Source organism: Mesorhizobium sp. M0768 (genome assembly GCF_040320195.1).
In the GTDB taxonomy this organism is placed as follows: Bacteria; Pseudomonadota; Alphaproteobacteria; order Rhizobiales; family Rhizobiaceae; genus Mesorhizobium.
In genome coordinates this window covers 58,127-75,925 of record NZ_JAMYPD010000003.1, presented here as the reverse complement: position 1 = coordinate 75,925, position 17,799 = coordinate 58,127, and the positions used below count along the sequence as shown (strand labels likewise).

Annotated in this window: 18 protein-coding genes and 1 pseudogene; 4 read left to right on the top strand and 15 right to left on the bottom strand. The window is 62.5% G+C overall.

Translation table 11 applies throughout. The features are described from left to right. The first annotated feature begins 5 nt into the window (after positions 1 to 5). On the top strand, positions 6 to 251 hold the full coding sequence (locus tag NKI08_RS04835; RefSeq protein WP_352767537.1) for a hypothetical protein: 246 nt from the start codon (positions 6 to 8) through the stop codon (positions 249 to 251). A gap of 288 nt (positions 252 to 539) precedes the next feature. On the opposite strand, the gene NKI08_RS04830 is transcribed toward NKI08_RS04835, so the two are convergent. The 8 genes from NKI08_RS04830 to NKI08_RS04795 form a co-directional block, all read right to left on the bottom strand. Continuing rightward, complete coding sequence (locus NKI08_RS04830) at positions 540 to 1,079, bottom strand: NADH-quinone oxidoreductase subunit B family protein (RefSeq protein WP_352767535.1); 540 nt, start codon at positions 1,077 to 1,079, stop codon at positions 540 to 542. A 12-nt stretch (positions 1,080 to 1,091) separates the two neighbouring features. Beyond that, positions 1,092 to 2,609: a hydrogenase large subunit gene (locus NKI08_RS04825; protein WP_352452926.1), complete on the bottom strand. Its 1,518-nt coding sequence runs from the start codon at positions 2,607 to 2,609 to the stop codon at positions 1,092 to 1,094. Between the two features lie 19 nt (positions 2,610 to 2,628). Next, positions 2,629 to 4,080: a hydrogenase 4 subunit F gene (locus NKI08_RS04820; RefSeq protein ID WP_352469630.1), complete on the bottom strand. Its 1,452-nt coding sequence runs from the start codon at positions 4,078 to 4,080 to the stop codon at positions 2,629 to 2,631. Next, on the bottom strand, positions 4,077 to 4,739 hold the full coding sequence (locus tag NKI08_RS04815; protein WP_023675519.1) for a hydrogenase-4 component E: 663 nt from the start codon (positions 4,737 to 4,739) through the stop codon (positions 4,077 to 4,079). Before NKI08_RS04815 ends, NKI08_RS04820 begins: the two co-directional genes overlap by 4 nt. After that, entirely contained in the window at positions 4,739 to 5,695 is a 957-nt protein-coding gene (locus NKI08_RS04810; protein ID WP_352469631.1) for a respiratory chain complex I subunit 1 family protein, read from the bottom strand. Before NKI08_RS04810 ends, NKI08_RS04815 begins: the two co-directional genes overlap by 1 nt. Beyond that, the gene (hyfB, locus tag NKI08_RS04805) at positions 5,686 to 7,707 is read right to left on the bottom strand and encodes a hydrogenase 4 subunit B (RefSeq protein WP_502893726.1); all 2,022 of its coding nucleotides are present in this window, start codon (positions 7,705 to 7,707) and stop codon (positions 5,686 to 5,688) included. The genes NKI08_RS04810 and hyfB overlap by 10 nt, the downstream gene beginning before the upstream one ends. Next, entirely contained in the window at positions 7,704 to 8,018 is a 315-nt protein-coding gene (locus NKI08_RS04800; protein WP_023675522.1) for a helix-turn-helix domain-containing protein, read from the bottom strand. Before NKI08_RS04800 ends, hyfB begins: the two co-directional genes overlap by 4 nt. A 456-nt stretch (positions 8,019 to 8,474) precedes the next feature. Then, positions 8,475 to 8,624 carry a hypothetical protein gene (locus NKI08_RS04795; protein WP_352469632.1) on the bottom strand — a complete coding sequence of 50 codons (150 nt, stop codon included), beginning with the start codon at positions 8,622 to 8,624 and terminating at the stop codon, positions 8,475 to 8,477. Between the two features lie 83 nt (positions 8,625 to 8,707). On the opposite strand from NKI08_RS04795, the gene NKI08_RS04790 reads away from it, so the two are divergent. Then, a complete protein-coding gene (locus NKI08_RS04790; RefSeq protein ID WP_352612811.1) occupies positions 8,708 to 9,511 on the top strand; it encodes an ABC transporter permease in 804 nt (267 codons plus the stop codon). Between the two features lie 369 nt (positions 9,512 to 9,880). Here the strand turns inward: NKI08_RS04790 and hpaH are convergent, their stop codons facing one another. The 5 genes from hpaH to NKI08_RS04765 are packed head-to-tail and all read right to left on the bottom strand — an operon-like array spanning position 9,881 to position 14,499. Continuing rightward, positions 9,881 to 10,687 carry a 2-oxo-hept-4-ene-1,7-dioate hydratase gene (gene hpaH, locus NKI08_RS04785; protein WP_352767531.1) on the bottom strand — a complete coding sequence of 269 codons (807 nt, stop codon included), beginning with the start codon at positions 10,685 to 10,687 and terminating at the stop codon, positions 9,881 to 9,883. Continuing rightward, on the bottom strand, positions 10,684 to 11,559 hold the full coding sequence (locus NKI08_RS04780; protein WP_352767529.1) for a fumarylacetoacetate hydrolase family protein: 876 nt from the start codon (positions 11,557 to 11,559) through the stop codon (positions 10,684 to 10,686). Before NKI08_RS04780 ends, hpaH begins: the two co-directional genes overlap by 4 nt. 25 nt (positions 11,560 to 11,584) lie before the next feature. Further along, the gene (gene hpaD / locus NKI08_RS04775; protein WP_352767243.1) at positions 11,585 to 12,565 is read right to left on the bottom strand and encodes a 3,4-dihydroxyphenylacetate 2,3-dioxygenase; all 981 of its coding nucleotides are present in this window, start codon (positions 12,563 to 12,565) and stop codon (positions 11,585 to 11,587) included. A gap of 15 nt (positions 12,566 to 12,580) precedes the next feature. After that, on the bottom strand, positions 12,581 to 14,098 hold the full coding sequence (gene hpaE / locus NKI08_RS04770; protein WP_352767526.1) for a 5-carboxymethyl-2-hydroxymuconate semialdehyde dehydrogenase: 1,518 nt from the start codon (positions 14,096 to 14,098) through the stop codon (positions 12,581 to 12,583). A 14-nt stretch (positions 14,099 to 14,112) separates the two neighbouring features. Beyond that, positions 14,113 to 14,499, bottom strand: coding sequence for a 5-carboxymethyl-2-hydroxymuconate Delta-isomerase (locus tag NKI08_RS04765; protein ID WP_352767524.1), 387 nt, complete (start codon positions 14,497 to 14,499; stop codon positions 14,113 to 14,115). 224 nt (positions 14,500 to 14,723) lie between these two features. Between NKI08_RS04765 and hpaR the strand changes: the two genes are divergently transcribed. Continuing rightward, positions 14,724 to 15,134: a homoprotocatechuate degradation operon regulator HpaR gene (hpaR, locus tag NKI08_RS04760; RefSeq protein ID WP_352767897.1), complete on the top strand. Its 411-nt coding sequence runs from the start codon at positions 14,724 to 14,726 to the stop codon at positions 15,132 to 15,134. Positions 15,135 to 15,140: 6 nt separating this feature from the next. Here hpaR and NKI08_RS04755 read toward each other — a convergent pair whose 3' ends face one another. Then, on the bottom strand, positions 15,141 to 15,650 hold the full coding sequence (locus tag NKI08_RS04755) for a flavin reductase (RefSeq protein WP_352767522.1): 510 nt from the start codon (positions 15,648 to 15,650) through the stop codon (positions 15,141 to 15,143). Positions 15,651 to 15,660: 10 nt separating this feature from the next. Further along, positions 15,661 to 16,838 (bottom strand): annotated as a pseudogene (locus tag NKI08_RS04750) (4-hydroxyphenylacetate 3-hydroxylase N-terminal domain-containing protein). Positions 16,839 to 16,929: 91 nt separating this feature from the next. Here NKI08_RS04750 and NKI08_RS04745 point away from each other — a divergent pair. Further along, positions 16,930 to 17,799, top strand: coding sequence for a helix-turn-helix domain-containing protein (locus NKI08_RS04745; RefSeq protein ID WP_352767520.1), 870 nt, complete (start codon positions 16,930 to 16,932; stop codon positions 17,797 to 17,799).

Here is a 17,799-nt window from a genome sequence, read left to right as displayed (position 1 = left end):
CCGATTTGTCTTTCGAAATCGCGCTGGAGACAGTTCCGGTTGAACTGCAGTCCAATTTTGTTTTCCTGTTTTTCTTGATCGTGCTGCCCGACAGGTCGGCACAGCACGACGTTACTGGTGTACTGACCACCCTCTTTTTCTCGTGTGCAACGGCGGCGGTGGATACGGCCATCACAATTGCCGCACAAATAATCGTCAATCTCATTGATTTCCCCCTTAGAGCACCGCAAAAATGTGGTCGACTGCCTTGAGACGCCGGCGAAGACGGTACTCGCGCTTAGCCGGCCCATGCAGCTTCCGACTGCACAAGATTGTAACTACATTAGCTGCAGCGCAAGTAACCATTTCGGACTAGGGAACGGGTTCCCTTCAATCGAAAGCGTTGGGCTGCCGGCGAAAAAGCAGGCGTTTTAGCCGTTCTCGCCGCCGAGCGCCTTCCAATTTTGGGACAGAGGTTGGCTGATGCCCCTAAACTCACGGCTACGCCTTGGTTGGATCTATGCAGCGACAAGGCCAACCTTGGCAAAGCCTCTACATGGTCACCTTCGGGCAGCACCAGTCTTGGAATTCACGCCCTCAAGCAAGGCGAGCAGGCCTTTCAGAATTTCGATTGGCGGCGGCGGACAACCTGGAATGTGCAGATCGACGGGCAGGGCCTCGGACACTCCGCGCAGCACTGCATAGCTGCCGGAGAAACAGCCGCCATTGCCTGCGCAATCTCCCAGCGCGACCACCCATTTTGGGTTGGGTGTTGCGTCGTAGGTCCGCTTCAATGCCTCGCGCATGTTTTTTGTGACCGGCCCGGTGACGAGCAGTACATCAGCATGGCGCGGCGATGCGACGAACCGGATCCCAAAACGCTCGATGTCATAGAAGGCGTTGTTCAGCGCGTGCATCTCAAGTTCGCAGCCATTGCAGGAACCGGCATCGACCGCCCGGATCGACAGGCTTCGCCCCAATCGTTTGTGGGCAGCCCCATCGAGCGCGCGTGCGAGTTCGTCGACTGCCGTGCTGCTTGCCAACGGCGGACGCTCGGTGAGAGGGGGGCGTATCAGGCTTTCAAAAAGAAGCTTGCGCATGACAGCGTGCCTTCAGAGATCATGGCCCGAATAAGAGCAGTTGAACGATTTGTTGCACAGCGGAAAGTCGGCAACGATGTTTCCTTCGATCGCCGCTTCAAGGAGCGGCCATTGAAACCATGACGGATCACGGAGGTGACAGCGCTCGACCAAGCCGCCCTTGCCAATGCGCAGCCAGGCCAGAATGTCGCCGCGGAAACCTTCGACGAGCGCCATGCCTTCATGCGATCGGTTTGTCTGCGCGAAATCGACACGGATCGGTCCGTCTGGCAGTTGTCGCAGGACTTGTTCGATCAGAGACAGGCTCTGTTCGACCTCGTGGATACGAATCCATACACGGGCGTTCACATCGCCTTCCTGGAGGAGAGGTACATCGAAGGCGAGTTCGCCATAGGGTGGATAAGCGAGATTGCGTCGGGCATCGAAGTCCCGACCGGAGGCCCGGCCAACGTAGCCTCCGGCGCGATATTGACGAGCGAGTTCCACCTTCAGCCGGCCAGTTGCGACAGTCCGATCCTGCAGCGATGCCGTGTTGTCGTAGAGCTCGACCAGCGCGGGAAACCGCTGCCTGATCTCTGCGATCAGGGACCTGAGCGCTGTCGTGCCCTCATCGCTCAGGAAGCTTGCCACGCCTCCGGGCACGATGCAGTCGCGCATCAAACGATGACCGAAGGCAGCATCGCTTGCCCGCAATACGCGCTCACGCAGCACCCCACAGTGGGCATGCATAAGCGCGAAGGCGGCATCATTGCAGATAGCGCCTATGTCGCCCAGATGATTGGCCAGGCGCTCCAACTCGGCCATGAGCGCTCGCAGCCAGACCGCGCGTGGGGGAACCTGGACACCCAGCGCCGCCTCGACCGCGCGGGCAAAAGCGAGGGAGTATGCCACGGTACTGTCGCCAGAGGTTCTGCCCGCCAATTTGGCTGCACGGTCGATATCTGACCCCGCCATCAGGCCTTCTATACCCTTGTGCGCGTATCCGAGGCGCTGCTCCAGCCGGACGACCGTTTCACCGCTTGCCGTGAACCGGAAATGGCCCGGCTCGATGATGCCGGCATGCACGGGCCCGACCGGGATCTGATGCAGGCTCTCCCCCTCGGCAGGCAGGAAACTGTACGGGAAGGCAGTCGCAGCAGACGTCCGGACGCGGGTACTCAACGGATAGCTGACACCCCAATGGCCATGATCAAGCCACCGTCTCGTATCAGGCGCGCCTTGTGGCAGGAGCCCGAACAGGTCAGCAGCCGCACGTTCGAGCCGCAATGCGGGCGGATGCAGCCGGCCGACCGATGGGTAGCGGCCACTGGGGCATTCCAGGCTGACAACGCCGATGTCCCCGGCGCTTTCATCGAGAAGTGCCATGTGGACGGCGCCTGGCTCACCCCATAGGCCGAGCAAGCTCCAGTGGCCCTCGGCCAGTTGCTCGACGGCAAAGCCCCATTTTTTCGGAGTCACCACGGCGCGCGACCACGGGAAATGATTTTCGACACGTTGGCCAGCAAGGATGAGGTCGATCAGCGCAGGCATGCTCTTTTCTCTCCTCTGCTCACCCCAGGATACTTGCGACGTGCTGGAACCATGTGACCAGCGGTGGCGGCAGATAGATGCCGGCGGCAAACACCAACGCCAAGTGGGAATACATCGGAATGTAGGACGCCTCGGCGGGTGCAGTGCTGCCGCGCGGTTCGCCGAAAGCGACGCCGGTCAGTCGAAGCAGCAGGGCGCCGAAAGCGAGCAGAATCCCGAAAACCAACGGCATCGCCAAAAGAGGGTGTCTTGCAAATGTCGAACTCACGACCAGGAATTCGCTCATGAAGATACCGAGCGGAGGGAGGCCGGCAATGGCAACGACGCCGATGACGAGCGCCCAGCCAAGGGCAGGATGTGTTTCCGTCAGTCCCCGGATTTCGGCGATGTTCTGTGTCCCCTTGACCTGGGCAATGTGGCCGACCGTGAAAAAGATCGCCGACTTGGTCAGGCTGTGCATGACCATGTGCAGCAGCCCGGCAAAATTGGCGAGCGGGCCTCCTATGCCGAAGGCGAACACGATGATGCCCATGTGCTCGATCGAGGAGTACGCGAACAGGCGTTTGATGTCGCGGCGGCGGTAGAGCATGAAGGCCGCGAAGACAAGCGACGTCAGTCCCATCGTGATCATCAATGACCCAGGTGCGATCGCTTCCGGGCTTGCCGCGAGCAACAGCTTGAAGCGCAGCACGGCATAGAGTGCGACGTTTAACAGCAAGCCCGACAGCACTGCTGAAATCGGCGTTGGACCCTCAGCATGCGCGTCTGGCAGCCAGGCATGTAAGGGCGCAAGGCCGACCTTCGTCCCGTAGCCGAGCAGCAGAAAGATGAAGGCGACATTGAGCAGAGCCGGATCGAAGCGCGCGGCGTGAGCGATGAGCACCGTCCAGACCATCGCATTCGTCCCCTCGCCAACAACCGGCTGTGCAGCCATGTAGACGAGGATGGTGCCGAACAGTGCGAGCGCGATGCCGACGCTGCCCAGAATGAAATATTTCCAGGCGGCCTCCAGCGCTTCGTGCGTGCGGTAGATGCCGACCATGAGCACGGTGGTCAGCGTGGCAAGCTCCACCGCCACCCACATCAAGCCAATATTGTTCGACACGAACGCCAGGTTCATGCCGAACATCATGACCTGATACATTGCGTGATAGAACCGCAAGTTCGGGACTGTCAGCCGCCCGCTCTCCAGTTCGTGGGCAATGTAGGAAGCGCTGAAGACGCTGGTGGTGAAGCCGACGAATGTGTTGAGCACGATGAAGACGATATTGAGATCGTCGACGAGCAGATACTGCCCAGGCTGCGGGCGGTCGGTGACAAGAAGCGACAGTGCGGCGAGCACGGTCAGCAAGCTCGCAGCGACATTGACGCCCGCCGATATCCGGTATTTCGGCAGCGCCGCCAGAAGTGCGGCCGCGAAGATCGGTATCAGCAAAATGGCGGCCACCGCATCGAGGGAAAACGCGGTCAACGGTGTTCTCCCCTGTAGTCGTCGAGCGCGCCGACATCCACTGAGTCGAACCTCTCGCGGATGCGGAACAGGAAGACTCCGATGACGATGAAGGCGATAAGGATCGAGAAGGCGACACTGATCTCGACAACCAGAGGCATGCCCTTGGCCCCCGTGGCGGCGAGGACCAGACCGTTCTCGAGCGACATGAATCCGACAACTTGGCTGACGGCGTTGCGGCGGGTGACCATCACCAGCAGCCCCAGCAAAATGATGGACAGCGCGAAAGCCAGGTCCTCGCGGGCGAGGGGATCAGCCTCGGGAGTGACGCGCAGCATCAGGACCATGGACAGGGTCACCAGGCCTATCCCCGCAAGCATCGTCGTACCGATGCCGACGGCGGTCTCGACGTCACGATGGATGCCGAGCCGCTGAATGATGCGATGAAGCCCGACAGGAATGACGATCGCCTTGAAGACGAGGGCGATCGCCGCCGTGACGTAGAGATGATGCGCGTCCTGAATGTATGCCTGCCAAGCTACGGACAGGGCCAGCACGATTGCATGAAGCGCAAAAACGTTGATCAGAGCAAAGAGGCGATCCTGATACAGCATCATGAAACTGACCAGCACCAGGCCGCCGGCGAGCAGGTGAGCGATGTCGAAGGTGAGGCCGTTCATCAGAGGCTCCGTGAGACGAACAGCAGGAGCGTGCCGAGCAGGGCCAGCATCAGCGCTGCCCCGAGGAAATCCGGGACGCGGAAGACGCGCATCTTGGCGATGGCAGTCTCAAACACGGCGAGGAGAACGCCACAGACGGCAAGCTTGCCGACATAGGCGACGACACCCGGAGCAAGGGATTCCAGTCCTGCCCCGGCGCTCGCCAGTCCCCAAGGTAGGAAGACGCAGGAAATCAGCGACACATAGAGCAGAAGCTTGAGGAAGGCGGCAAACTCGATCATCGCCAGATGGCGACCGGAATATTCCAGCACCATCGCCTCATGAACCATGGTGAGTTCCAGATGGGTCGATGGGTTGTCCACGGGTATGCGGGCGTTTTCGGCGATCGCCACCATCACGAGGGCGATGAGCGACATCCCGAGCGACACCCGCAAGCCAACCTCCGGTGACCCCATGAAGGCGGCGACCGTTGAGAGTTGCGTAGCACCCGCGACGAGCGCCAGGCTGAACACGATGAGCAGCATGGCGGGTTCGGCCAGCGAAGCGATCATCACCTCGCGGCTCGAGCCGATGCCGCCGAAGCTCGTGCCGACGTCCATGCCTGCCAGCGCCAGGAAGAACCGGGCGCTTCCCAGCAGTGCGACGATGGCTATGAGATCGGCGGTCCAACTGAATGTGAGGCCGGCGGCGAATGTCGGGATGAGCGCCGCGCCGACCCAGGTGGTGGCAAAGATCAGATAGGGCGTCACGCGAAACAGCCAGGATGCGTTGTCCGCCAGAACGACTTCCTTGCGCATCAGCCGCAAGAGATCGCGGTAAGGTTGGATCAGGGAAGGACCCTGGCGGCGCAAGAGCCGTGCCTTCACCTTGCGCACGAATCCGGTCAGGAGCGGCGCCAGAAAAAGCACCAGCGCCATCTGCGCGCCTTGAACGGCCAACTCGCGAATCACGGCCATAGTGCGAGCACCAGGAGCAGGACAATGAGAAAGAGAAAGACTAGGGTCAGGTAGCGCCTGATCGTCAGGAACTGCAGATGGTTGAGGTGGTCGGTCGCAAAGTCGAGGGCCCGGCCGATAGGCAGGTACAGCGTCTCCCAGATCACATCATGCATTTCGACATTCAGACGAGCCGGACCGGTCTCGCCAGGTGCCGGCATTTCGACGGTTTCCCTTGCACGGAATACGAACGTGCCGAAGACGCGGCGGATAGGCTGCGCGAAGCTGACGGCCGTGTACTGCGAGCTCGGGACCACATCCGGGAAGCCACAACCCCAGGCGGGACCCCGACGGAGTGCATGGGATGCAAAGCGATGGATCACATATGCCGCAGCGGATGCGGAAAAGGCGATGAACAGGAACACCAACAAGCCGTTGTAGGAACTGCGGCTCGCTGCAATCGGCACGATAGAAAGCCAGGGCTGGGCCATCTGCACAGGCATCCGGCTGCCGATCAGTGGCAGTGTCACCGATGAGAGGCCGTCTATCACAAGACCGGGCAGAATGCCGGCCAGGAGACAAAGGGCAGCAAGAATGAACATTGCCGCCAGCGAGTAGCGGTCGACCTCATGCGGCAGTTCCACCGCGGCCGAGCGTGGCCGGCCGAGGAATGTAATCCCGAACGCCTTTACGAAGCAGGCCGCGGCCAGTGCCGCCGACAGCGCCAGCAGACCGCCAACGGCGGGCACCATGACCTTCAGTCCCCATTGTGGCAGATCGGGGCTCTGCAATATGGCCTGAAAGGCCAGCCATTCGGAGACGAAGCCGTTGAAGGGTGGAAGTGCCGAGATCGCGACGCAACCGACGAGAAAGGCAAAACTTGTAAAGGGCATGCGGTGGATGAGACCGCCCAGCTTCTCCATGTCCCGCTCTCCGGTCGCCGTCAGCACGGCGCCCGCGCCGAAAAACAGCAGGCTCTTGAAAAAGGAATGATTGAGGACGTGGAACAGCGCGGCGGTGAGGGCCAGCGCTGCAGCCGATGGCATGGCGTTCGCCTTGAAAGCGAGCGCGAGACCAAGGCTTACGAAGATGACGCCGATGTTTTCAATGGTGCTATAGGCAAGCAGTCGCTTCAGGTCCTTTTCCATCAGCGCGTAGAGGATGCCGAGAACCGCCGTCAGGCCGCCAAGGAAAAGCACGGCAACACCCGACCACCATGCCGGCTCACCGAGCAGATCGAAAATAACGCGTATGAAGCCATAGACTGCGACCTTGGTCATCACGCCGCTCATGAGAGCCGAGACGTGGCTTGGCGCGGCCGGATGAGCGAGTGGCAGCCAGACGTGCAGCGGGACGAGTCCAGCCTTGGAGCCGGCGCCCAGCAGCATGAGAACCAGGACGAAAGCAGCGGCGAACGGGGTGGGATCGGCGGCTCGCATCGCGTCGAATGTGTAGGTTCCATCGGATCCGGCGAGCAGGCCGAACGCAAGCAGCAGCGCGAGTGTGCCGAAGCTCGCCATCACGAGATAGATGTAGCCCGCCCGCGCATTGTCCTGCTTGCGATGGTGCGCCATGACGAGCGCCCAGGAGGCGAGCGACATGAATTCCCAGGAAAGCAGGAAAGTGAAGGCGTCGTCGGCCACCACGACAAGGTTCATTCCGGCTAGGAAAGCCGGGAAGAACGGCAGCACCCGATGCGGCGCAGACTCATGCCTGCCGTAGCCGAGGCCATAAAGACTGGCCATGGAGCCGCCGAAGTTGACGACGATGAGGAAGAAAGTCGACAGCGCATCCAAACGGAAATGAGCGCCAATCCATGGCAATCCAAGAGGCAACACCACAGTCGACGGGGTGACGGGATTGTCGGCGATGCGGCTCGCGAGAACCATGAGCACGGCCGCCGATATACCTAGCGTCAAGCCGTAGATCAGGCGTGTTCCCGAGTCGGATCTGCGGCTTTCCGCAATCGCAAGCACCGCAGTCCCCAGGAGCGCAGCGACGCCCCACAGGAGGACCGCGGCCCCCGAAATCACGCCACGCTCCTCACGGGGAGTTTGGCATCCGTATCGACTCCGCCAAGGATTTTGGCGGGGTCAAAATCCGCTTTCAGTCGCACGCCGCGCCCGCCGATTTGGCTGGAGGCGCCTTCAGCGATCAATTCCACGCCGGCGAGGTCAAGTGCCCCGATCAGCTTCATGAGAGAATCGACGTTACCCCGAATAATCGACTCGCTGGCTTCCATGCGTTGAATTGTCGGCACGGAAAGACCGGACAATTCGGCAAGCCTGCGCTGGTCGATGCCAAGGAGCGCCCTCGCGGCACGCAACTGTGGAGCAGTTATCACGGTCGCATCCCCCTTTTTGATCAGCTTTGAGATATTATCTCTACGTCTTGCAGCATATATTAAAATGCGGCGCATTCAATTAGTGATGCGTGACGCATCTGTCTTGAGGCTGTAGAAAACCGGGCGATACGCCCTGCCTCGAACCAAAGCCATGCGGCCATTCCCGTCACGGCCAGTCTTGTCGCCAGCCATCTCGGATTTGCGCGTGATGGGGCTGGCAATGGGCCCTTATCTCGGCCGGCCACTCGATTGGAGCCGCCGCGGGCGCGTCGGCTATCTCTTCGACCTCACTCTACGCTATGAGTGGGTATGGCTGAGTTCGCTTGCTCTTGTCGTTGGGCCGATCTCATCGTGTTCGTGCTTCAGGATCGGCCAAAACAGATAGCTGCCGAAATCCAGGAACAGCGCCTTCGCGAATGTGCTGCCAAATCTGGCATGCGGCAAAGCTCTGCAGCGCTACTGCCAAAGCCGCCTCATGCGAACGGAGACGTCCTCCAGGACTGGCATGGAGGCCAGCACGAGGAGAATGGCCGCCAGAAACAACGTCGCCGCGAAGCCGACATGCTTGAAACCCACAGCGCCGACGACGCCGCCGAGAAAGAACAATGCTGGTCGTCACGCTCTCGCTTTATGCCATCCAGAACGCGCTGCTCAGCCGCAGCGGCGCCGGTCTGCGCTAGGAGGCCCGGATGTCCTCCCCGCGATCAACCACCACCAGCCGGCTTGGCCGCTTCGGCCTCGGGCTGACGGCCATGATGGTGCTGGCTTTCCTCATGGCGCCGCTGATCATCATCGTGCTGTTCTCGTTCAAGAGCAGCGGCGATTTCACCTTTCCCATCACCGGCTGGTCGCTGAAATGGTACCGCGAGTTCTTCTCGATGCAGACCTGGATGGATGCCCTGCGCAACAGCCTGGTTCTGGCTGTCTCGACGACACTTTTGGCGACGCCGCTAGGCACCATGGCCGCGCTCGGCCTCGCGGCGCCTAATCTGCCAGGTCGGCGCACGATCTCCGCCTTGCTGCTGGTGCCGATGATCGCGCCGGTGGTCATCGTCGGCGTCGGCATGTATTTCGTCTTCTCGATGGCCGGCCTGACCGCGACCCTTCCCGGCCTCATCCTCGGCCATACCTCGCTCGCCGTTCCCTTCGTCGTGGTGACCGTCTCGGCCGTTCTCACCGGTCTCGACAGGCGGCTGCTCTGGGCGGCCGCCAGCATGGGGGCGCCACCCTTCCTCACCTTCCGCAAAGTCACGCTTCCGGTCATTCTGCCGGGCATCGCGTCGGGCGCGCTGTTTGCCTTCGCCACCTCGCTCGACGAAGTCGTGGTGACGATGTTCCTCGCCGGTCCCGGACAACGCACCTTGCCGCGCGAGATGTTCACCATCGCGCGCGACACGCTGACGCCGACCATCGCGGCTGCTGCCACAGTGCTGATCGCCGCCTCGATCGTTTTGCTGATTGCGTCCACAGCGCTCGGCCGCTCGAATCGATAGCGCCGGCCGTCCCGACAAGGAACCCCTCGGCTTCTGGCCACGGGTTTGTCGATCAAACGCATGTTGCCCAAAACTGCACAGCGGCTCGGGACAGCGGCTCGGATTGAAACAGGAGCGCAAAAGCGCGTCAGCGGATCGTGGTCTATCGCGTAATAAAGCCTTTCAGGAACGCGGCCAGCGATGGAAGTCGAGTTAATCCTGATCGTCCAGCAAAGCGATGGCATCGAACGGTTGTTCGCGCGGCACCCGGATTTCGGCGCCGATACTTTGAAGGCTGGCAAGGAGTGCCGACACCCTTTCGGGCTCTTCCGGGTTCTGTTTCAGCACGCCGCCGGCAAGTCGGGTCAGCGGGCTATGGAGGAATTGCCGCTAGCGGGCAAAGGTGATGCGGATCGCTCCATAGGGTCCGAAATCGGCAGCGATAGTGTCACTGTGGCGACACTCCACGGGCCGGATGAACGAGCCCGACAGCACGACCTGTCCGGCGGATATCTGCATGCCGTACTGATGCAGCCGGTTGGCCAGCCAGGCGATGCCCTTCGCCGGATGATCGAGCACCCCGGCGCCGAGCCCGGTCTCTTCGACCTCGCCATTGCGCGACAGGATGGCGCCGATCCAGCGCAGGTCGGCCTCGCGCGGTCCGGCACGACGGCCGCCGACGACGACGCCGGCATTGGCGGCATTGTCGGAGATGGTGTCGAAGAAGGTCCGTATCCTGCCGCTCTCCTTGTTGACGCGCTCGATACGGGTGTCGAGGATCTCCAGCGCCGGCGTGATGTAGTCGGTGGCGTCGAGCACGTCGTCGATCGACACGTCCGGACCGGCCAGCGACGCATTCATGACGAAGGCGATCTCGGCCTCGATGCGCGGCTGGATGAAGCGGCCGGCTGGAACGGTGCCGCCGTCATCGAAGAACATGTCGTCGAACAGCACACCGGAATCCGGAATGTCGATGGCGAGCGCCGACTGCATCGCCTTGGAGGTCAGGCCGATCTTCCAGCCTTTGATCGTCAGGCCCGAGGCCACTTTTCGTTTCACCAGCGCCGCCTGGACGAGATAGGCGTCATCCATCGTCGCCCCGGGGAAATCGAGGCTGAGCAGCCTGATCTGGCGGCGGTCGCGCTCGGCCTCGAACAGCCTCGCGGCCGCGTCGTCGACCTGTTCCGGCGTCATCATCGACCGGTCCCTTCGTCGACGACGCCGTTGCTGAGCAAGCCAATGCCGTCGGCCTCGACCTCGATCACATCGCCCGGCTTCAGCCAGATTGGCGGGTCGAACCGGGCGCCGGCGCCGGTCGGCGTGCCGGTGACGATGATGTCGCCCGGCGCCAGCGTGGTGAAGGTCGAGATGTAGTTGATGATCTTGCGGAAGGAAAAGATCATGCGGCCGGTGCGGTCCTGCTGGCGAACCTCGCCATTGACGCGCGTGGTCAGCGCGATGTCGGCGATCTGTGCCTCGTCGGTAAACGGCACCAGCCAGGGGCCGATAGAGCCGGTCAGGTCGAAGTTCTTGCCCTGGGTGACATTGAACTTGGCGTGGCGCACCCAGTCGCGGATGGTGCCCTCGTTGCAGAGCGAAAGTGCTGCGATATGGCCCAGCGCATCCGCCTCGGCGATCCTGCGGCCGCCCTTGCCGATGACGATGACGATCTCGCCCTCATAATCGAGCTGCGGCGATTCCGACGGCCGCACGAGGGGCCTGCCATGGCCGACGAAGGAGCGCGGGAAGCGGATGAACAGCGACGGGTTCGAGGGTGCGGCCTGTCCGTCCTTGTACTCCTCGTTGCGGTCCGGATAGTTGACGCCGACGCAGATGATCTTTTCGGGCGAGGGGACGGGTATCTCGTAGGCGATGGCGTCGAGCGGGAAATCGGCGGCGAAAGCGTCCGCCTCTTCCGCCAGCCGTCGCAGTGCGCCGGCCTCTATCACCTCGCGCAAACTCAGCCACTGTGCGTGTCGCGCCGACAGGTCGACGCCGCCCTTGTCGGTGATTGCGCCGTAGCGCGTTTTGCCGCCAACGGTGAAGGTGGCGAGACGTGCCGCGCTCATTTGTTTCCCCTGCAGTTAGCCGACGTCACGGCGCGACGATCGGCGAGGCCGCCAGATCGGACTTGCGCGGCTCGACGCCGGCAAAGGTGCTGCCTTCCTCGAACCAGCTCTTCGGCGCCGGTGCGCCCCACAGCGTCTGGCGCTGCGGGTCCTTGAGGTCCCATTTGATCGGCTCTAGGTCGGGATCTACCGTCTGGTAGTCCGAGCAATAGATCTCGATGCGGTGATTGTCGGGATCACGGATATAGAGGAAGAAGGCGTTGGAGATGCCGTGCCGGCCGGGGCCGCGCTCGATGTTCGGCAGCCAGCCGGTGGTGGCCATCAGGTCGAGCAGATCGATGATGTTGAGCGGTGTCGGCACCCAGAAGGCGACGTGGTGCAGGCGTGGGCCAATGCCGTTGGTGAAGGCGATGTCGTGGACACCGCCCTTGCGGTGCGTCCATGCCGCCCAAAGTCTTCCGGTCGCGGCATCCTCCGTGTACTCGGTCACGCGGAAGCCGAGCTCGTTGTAGAACGCCACCGATTCATCGACATTGGGCGAGAAGCAGTTGAAGTGGTCGATGCGCAGCGGCTTGACGCCTTTGTACAGCGCATACTTCTGATGGATCGGCGGCAGCCGCTCCATTCTGGAATAGAATTCGAGCGGAATGCCGTGCGGGTCGTGGGTGCGGAAGGTACGCGACTGGTAGGGCCGCTCGACCCATTTCACAGGCAGACCCCTGGCTTTGAAGAAGTGCTCGGCCTTGTCGAGATCGTCGTCGGAAAACAGCTTGAAGCCGAGGTCGCGGGCTTCCGGCGCGGCACCTTTCCTGAGCACGATGCAATGGTGGCCGCGCTCTTCCATGGCGCGCAGATAGATGGCGTCCTTGGTCTCGTCGGTCACCTGCAGGCCGAGCGTGTCGACATAGAACGCGCGCGACTTACCGAGGTCCGTAACAGCCAGCTCGACGTGGCTGAGCCGCACGATGTTGAATGCCGGGTAGAGATTGGGTGTGGGCAAGGGCATCGTTGGGGTCTCCGGTCAGCCGCCGAGCTTCTGGATGGAATGCGGCGCCGTGGCGAACGCGATGTTCTTGGTTTCCATGTAGAAATCGAACGACCAGTCGCCGCCGTCGCGGCCGATGCCTGAGTTCTTGGCGCCGCCGAACGGCGTCGGCAGGTGGCGCACATTCTCCGAATTGACCCAGATCATGCCGGCGTCGAGCGCGTCGGTGAAGCGGAAGGCGCGGGTGACGTCCGAGGTCCAGAGATAGCCGGTCAGGCCGTATTGCGTGTCGTTGGCCAGCGCCAGCGCCTCGGCCTCGTCCTTGAACGAGATGGCGGTCAGCACGGGTCCGAATATCTCTTCCTGGGCGATGCGCATCTTGTTGGTGGCGCCGACGAACAGCGTCGGGCTGACATAGCAGCCGCCGCCCGGACCGGCGAACTTGCCGCCGCCGGCGGCGACGACAGCGCCTTCCGACTTGCCGATCTCGATATAGGACAGCACCTTTTCCTCATGCGCCGGATGGATCAGTGGGCCAACCACGGTTTCGGGGTCGAGCGGATGGCCTATCCTGATGCGCTTGGCCTTCTCCGCCACCAGCGCGGTGAACTTGTCGTAGATGCTTTCCTCGACCAGCAGGCGTGAGGACGAGGTGCAGCGCTCGCCGTTCAGCGAATAGATCATGAAGACGGCAGCGTCGGCGGCCCGCTCCAGGTCGGCATCGGCAAAGACGATGACCGGGTTCTTGCCGCCGAGCTCGAAATGCACGCGCTTCAGCGTGTCGGCACCCTGCTTCATGATCATCGAGCCGGTGCGGCTTTCGCCGACGAAGCCGATCGCCTTGATGTCGGGGTGTTCGGTCAGCGCTCTGCCGGCGTCCTCGCCAAAGCCGTTGACGAGGTTCCACACGCCCTTCGGCAGGCCGGCCTCCTCGGCGATCTCGACCAATAGCCGTGCCGTCAGCGGCGAGAACTCGGCTGGCTTGTGGACGATCGTACAGCCGGCGGCGAGCGCCGGCGCGATCTTCCAGGTCGACAGCATGAAAGGTGTGTTCCACGGCGTGATCACGCCGACCGGGCCGACCGGCACGCGCGTCGTCATGTTGACCTGGTTCGGTGCGCGGATCGCGTGGCCGTCGCGGGCCTCCGGCGCGCGGTCGGCGTAGAAGCGGAAGTTCTCCGCGCCGCGCAGCGCTGCCTTGGCCATGAACTTCAATGACTGGCCGGTGTCCATGCATTCGACGAAAGCGATTTCCTCGGCCCGCGCGACGATGGCGTCGGCTATTTTGTGCAACTGCTTCTTGCGGGCGTCGCCTGATATCGCCGCCCAGTCGCGGAAGGCAGCCTTCGCCGCTTTGGCGGCGCGGTCGATGTCGGCGGCCTTGCCGCGTGCCACCTTGGCGATCGGCTTCAGGTCGATTGGCGACAGCGTCTCGTATGTCGAGCCGTCGGCGGCCGGCACGGCTTCGCCGCCGATCTGGTTGAGCACGCCAGCGCTTCTGAAGCGCTCGAGATAGGCCTCGGCCTTTCTCAGATTGTCGTCCAATGCCGCCATGATATGGGTTCCTGTCACTTGCCGCCCAGGCGCGGGTGGATGGCATTCTTCTTCCAGCTTAGTTCGGCATCGATCTCGCGGATCTCCAGCGACAGCGCGAAATGCGGCGTCGTGAACAGAGATGCGAGATGATCCGAAACAGTAGTGAAGATCGCCTCGCCGGTGCGTTTCTCTTCCTCGGCGCTGCGGCCCTTGCCGATGCGGAAGTTCATGTCGATGAACCCGTTCTCCGGGAGGCGATCGGCGATCGCGTATGCCTCGGCGCAGAAAGCGCGTACCCTCACCGCGCCATGTTCGAACAGGCCGGTTTCGAGGATGGTGCGAGCGACCAGCGTGCAAAGCGCGCTGATGTCGACCTTGGCGTCGAGATTCGCCGAATATTCGATCACCATATGTGGCAAGGTTTCCTCCACCTTGTAATTAACATGTGAATTACATCTTGACGGCGGAATGTCAAGTGTCGTTCTCTATGCAGATACAGCTCCCGATGGTGGGATTGCCGCCCCCGGCGAAATCGCGGATATAGCTGCGATCCGAGTCTCATTGTGTGGTGCGAGTCGTACCGGAATTGGAATTTTTTGGAGACCTGATCTTGCTACCGCCCAGCACCCGCCGCTCCCTGCCCATGGCTCTGCTTCGCGCCCGCGAAGTGATCATGGCGCATTTCCGGCCGATGCTTGCCCGCCACGACATCACTGAGCAGCAGTGGCGCGTGCTGCGTGTGCTTGCCGAAGCCGGGCCGCTCGAGGCAACCGAACTTGCCAATCGCGCCTCGATCCTTCCGCCCAGCCTGACCCGCATCATCAAGGCGATGGAGGAACGGCAGTTCATCACCCGCAACAAGGTCAAGGATGACGGTCGCCGGGCGCTGCTCGCAATCAGCCCGGCCGGGCTGGCGCTGATCGAGGATTTGTCGCCCGAGCGCATCGCCATCTACGATGCGATCGAGCAGCGCTACGGCGCCGAACAGCATGAGCACCTGCTCGACCTGCTCGAAAACCTGATCCAGTCGGAATCATCCGAAAACCAGACTTGACAGCCTCTACCCGCCAAAACTGCCGAGTGCACTCGGCTGCATGTAGTTGCGGCCGACATAGAGCAGCGCCGCCTTGTCGCTGCCGTGGCGGATGTCGACGACGCGGCCGAACATCACATTGTGCGTGCCAACCTTGTTCACGTCGCCGATCTCGCAATCGAAGCTGACGATGGCGTCGAGCAGCGCCGGCATGCCGGACGGCATGGTCTGCCATCTTGCCGCATTGTAGCGCTCGCTCATGTCGCGGATCGTGCCGGCGAACTTTGCCGCCAGATGGGTGTGTAACTGCGTCAGCACGTTGACGCAGAAACGCTGGTTGGCGAGGAACAGGCCGGTCTGCGCCGAGCGCTCGTTCATGCACACAAGCAGCGTCGGCGGATCGTCGGAAACGCTGCACATGGCGGTCGCAGTGAAGCCGCCGCGGCCGGCCGGACCATCAGTCGTGACGATGTTGACCGGCGCACAGACCCGCGCCATCGCCTCACGGAACTCCAGCCTTGCAACTTGTGGCTCCATGGCCGGGACCTCAGCTTGCGCCAGCCGGCAGCGGCGGCAGCCAGGTGTCGCCGGTCCAGCCCATTTCGTCGTAGTCGGCCATGCAGGTGTCGACCAGTTCCTCCATCGCCCTCAGGCGCCCGCCGCGCTCAGCGCCCTTCAGCACCTGCAGCCGCACCTCTTCCGGCGCACCGGCATAGTTGAGCTCATAGAGCGCGTGGCGGCCGCCGAACTCGGTGCCGGTCGCATCCCACAGCAGCTTCATGATCTTGATGCGTTCGACATGGCCCATGTCATTGGAGCCGCGCACGTACTGGGCAAGGTACTTGTCGATCTCCGGATTGTCGAAATCCTTTGCCGAGGACGGCAGGTAGATCAGCCCCGAAGCGATGACTCGGCGCACCGTATCGATAACGCGCGGATAGGCCTCCGACATGAAAGTGCGATAGGCGAGCGCCGCTTCGAGATTGGGCAGCACGGCGCCGTTCGCCCATGGGATCGGGTTGTGCGCCATGGCGTTGGCGCGTTCATAGGCACGATGAACATCACCGACAATGACGGGTCCTCGGTGACCGTCGCCGAGCTCTGCGCCAGGAAATTGTAATGGGTGAGCGCTGACGACGTCGCCACCACCTTGGCGCCGGACACCCAGATGCCGGCGTCGTTCTCCTTCGTGATGTGCACGAACACGTCCTTCACCTGCTCGGCCGGCTTGTGGCGGTCGATCGGCGGGTTGACGATGGCATGGTTCATGAACAGGGCCGCTTCCTGGGCGCGTTTGTGCCAGGCGAGTGCATTGTCCCTGAACGGGCCGTACCACTCGGCATTGGCGCCGAGCGTGTTCATAAGTGCTGCCTTGTAATCGGGCGTGCGCCCCATCCAGCCGTAGGACATGCGCGACCAGTCGGCGATGGCGGTCTGCTGTGCGGCGAGATCCGCGGCGGAATGGGCGACGCGGAAATATTTGTGCGTGTAGCCGCCAGAACCGGTGTCGGTCGGCGAGGTCAGCACCGCCTGCCGCGCCGGATCGTGCAAGGCATCGTAGAGGCGGGCCAGCGAGCGCGCCGAGTTGCGCATCGCCGGATGGGTGGTGACGTCGGCAATCCGCTCGCCATTGATATAGACCTCGCGCCCGTCGCGCAGGCTCTGCAAATATTCGGCACCGGTAAACGGCCGTTTCGTGTCGGCCCGGAAATCTTCCGATCGCATCATGATCCTCCTTTAACGCGTCAACTGTAGCGATCGTCGTGACAAAGGTTTATGGACGAAAGTATAGAACCACTTGGATTTTTTTGCCGTCATGAGCCAGACTGCCATTCCCGAATTCTTCGTCTACGGCAAACCGGCGCGTGCGCTCGACGTCGGATTCCTGCATGTCGAGACTGTTCTTGCACGTGCCTCCGTGCATCGCGGCCAGGTTCTCGCGCACAAGCACCCGCAAATGGCGCAGATCACCTTCTGGACCGGCGGCAGCGGCATTTATCGGATCGAAGACGAGACCTGGAGTTTTTCGGCGCCGACGGTGAGCTTCATGCCGAGCGGCGTGGTCCACGGATTCAGCATCGAGACGGGCGCCGACGCCATCGTTGTCTCGGTCTCCGATGCTGCCCTTGCGGCGATCGCTGAGCAGTCCGCGCTGCCGCTCGACCAGCCGGTCTTCGTCACCGGACGCGGTGAAACGGCCCTCTGGGAAAGGTTGGGTGATACGGTTACGATGATCCAGGCGGAATATGCCGACAGGTTGCCCGGTATGGAGAAAATCCTGCCGCCGCTGATCGCCGTGGCATTGTCGGGCATCGCCCGCCTCGATGCGCAGTCGCATGCTGTCGCGGTGCCGGCGACGGTGGCGCTGGGCGGCCGGCTGCGGCGTCTGATCGACCGGCATTTTCGCGACGACTGGCCGGTCGAGCGCTATGTCGCCGCGCTCGGCACCACGCGCCATCTGCTCGACAAGGCAGCGCGGCAGGTGCTCGGCGCGGGCGTACGCCAGGCGGTTGGTGAGCGGCGGCTGGTCGAGGCCAAGCGCCTGCTGCTGTTCACCGTGCGCCCGGTCGAGGACATCGCCTATGAGACCGGGTTCAACGACCCGGCTTATTTCTCGCGCTTCTTCCGCGCCGCCGTCGGCCTCTCGCCGGCGGCGTGGCGACGCCTGCGGCTCGGTCAGGACTGA

Coding starts and splice junctions, on each gene's coding strand:
- NKI08_RS04830 (WP_352767535.1), bottom strand. CDS start 1,079: ATGCGCAAGCTTCTTTTTGAAAGCCTGATACGCCCCCCTCTCACCGAG.
- NKI08_RS04825 (WP_352452926.1), bottom strand. CDS start 2,609: ATGCCTGCGCTGATCGACCTCATCCTTGCTGGCCAACGTGTCGAAAAT.
- NKI08_RS04815 (WP_023675519.1), bottom strand. CDS start 4,739: ATGAACGGCCTCACCTTCGACATCGCTCACCTGCTCGCCGGCGGCCTG.
- NKI08_RS04810 (WP_352469631.1), bottom strand. CDS start 5,695: ATGGCCGTGATTCGCGAGTTGGCCGTTCAAGGCGCGCAGATGGCGCTG.
- NKI08_RS04790 (WP_352612811.1), top strand. CDS start 8,708: ATGTCCTCCCCGCGATCAACCACCACCAGCCGGCTTGGCCGCTTCGGC.
- hpaH (WP_352767531.1), bottom strand. CDS start 10,687: ATGATGACGCCGGAACAGGTCGACGACGCGGCCGCGAGGCTGTTCGAG.
- NKI08_RS04780 (WP_352767529.1), bottom strand. CDS start 11,559: ATGAGCGCGGCACGTCTCGCCACCTTCACCGTTGGCGGCAAAACGCGC.
- hpaD (WP_352767243.1), bottom strand. CDS start 12,565: ATGCCCTTGCCCACACCCAATCTCTACCCGGCATTCAACATCGTGCGG.
- hpaE (WP_352767526.1), bottom strand. CDS start 14,098: ATGGCGGCATTGGACGACAATCTGAGAAAGGCCGAGGCCTATCTCGAG.
- hpaR (WP_352767897.1), top strand. CDS start 14,724: ATGGCTCTGCTTCGCGCCCGCGAAGTGATCATGGCGCATTTCCGGCCG.
- NKI08_RS04755 (WP_352767522.1), bottom strand. CDS start 15,650: ATGGAGCCACAAGTTGCAAGGCTGGAGTTCCGTGAGGCGATGGCGCGG.
- NKI08_RS04745 (WP_352767520.1), top strand. CDS start 16,930: ATGAGCCAGACTGCCATTCCCGAATTCTTCGTCTACGGCAAACCGGCG.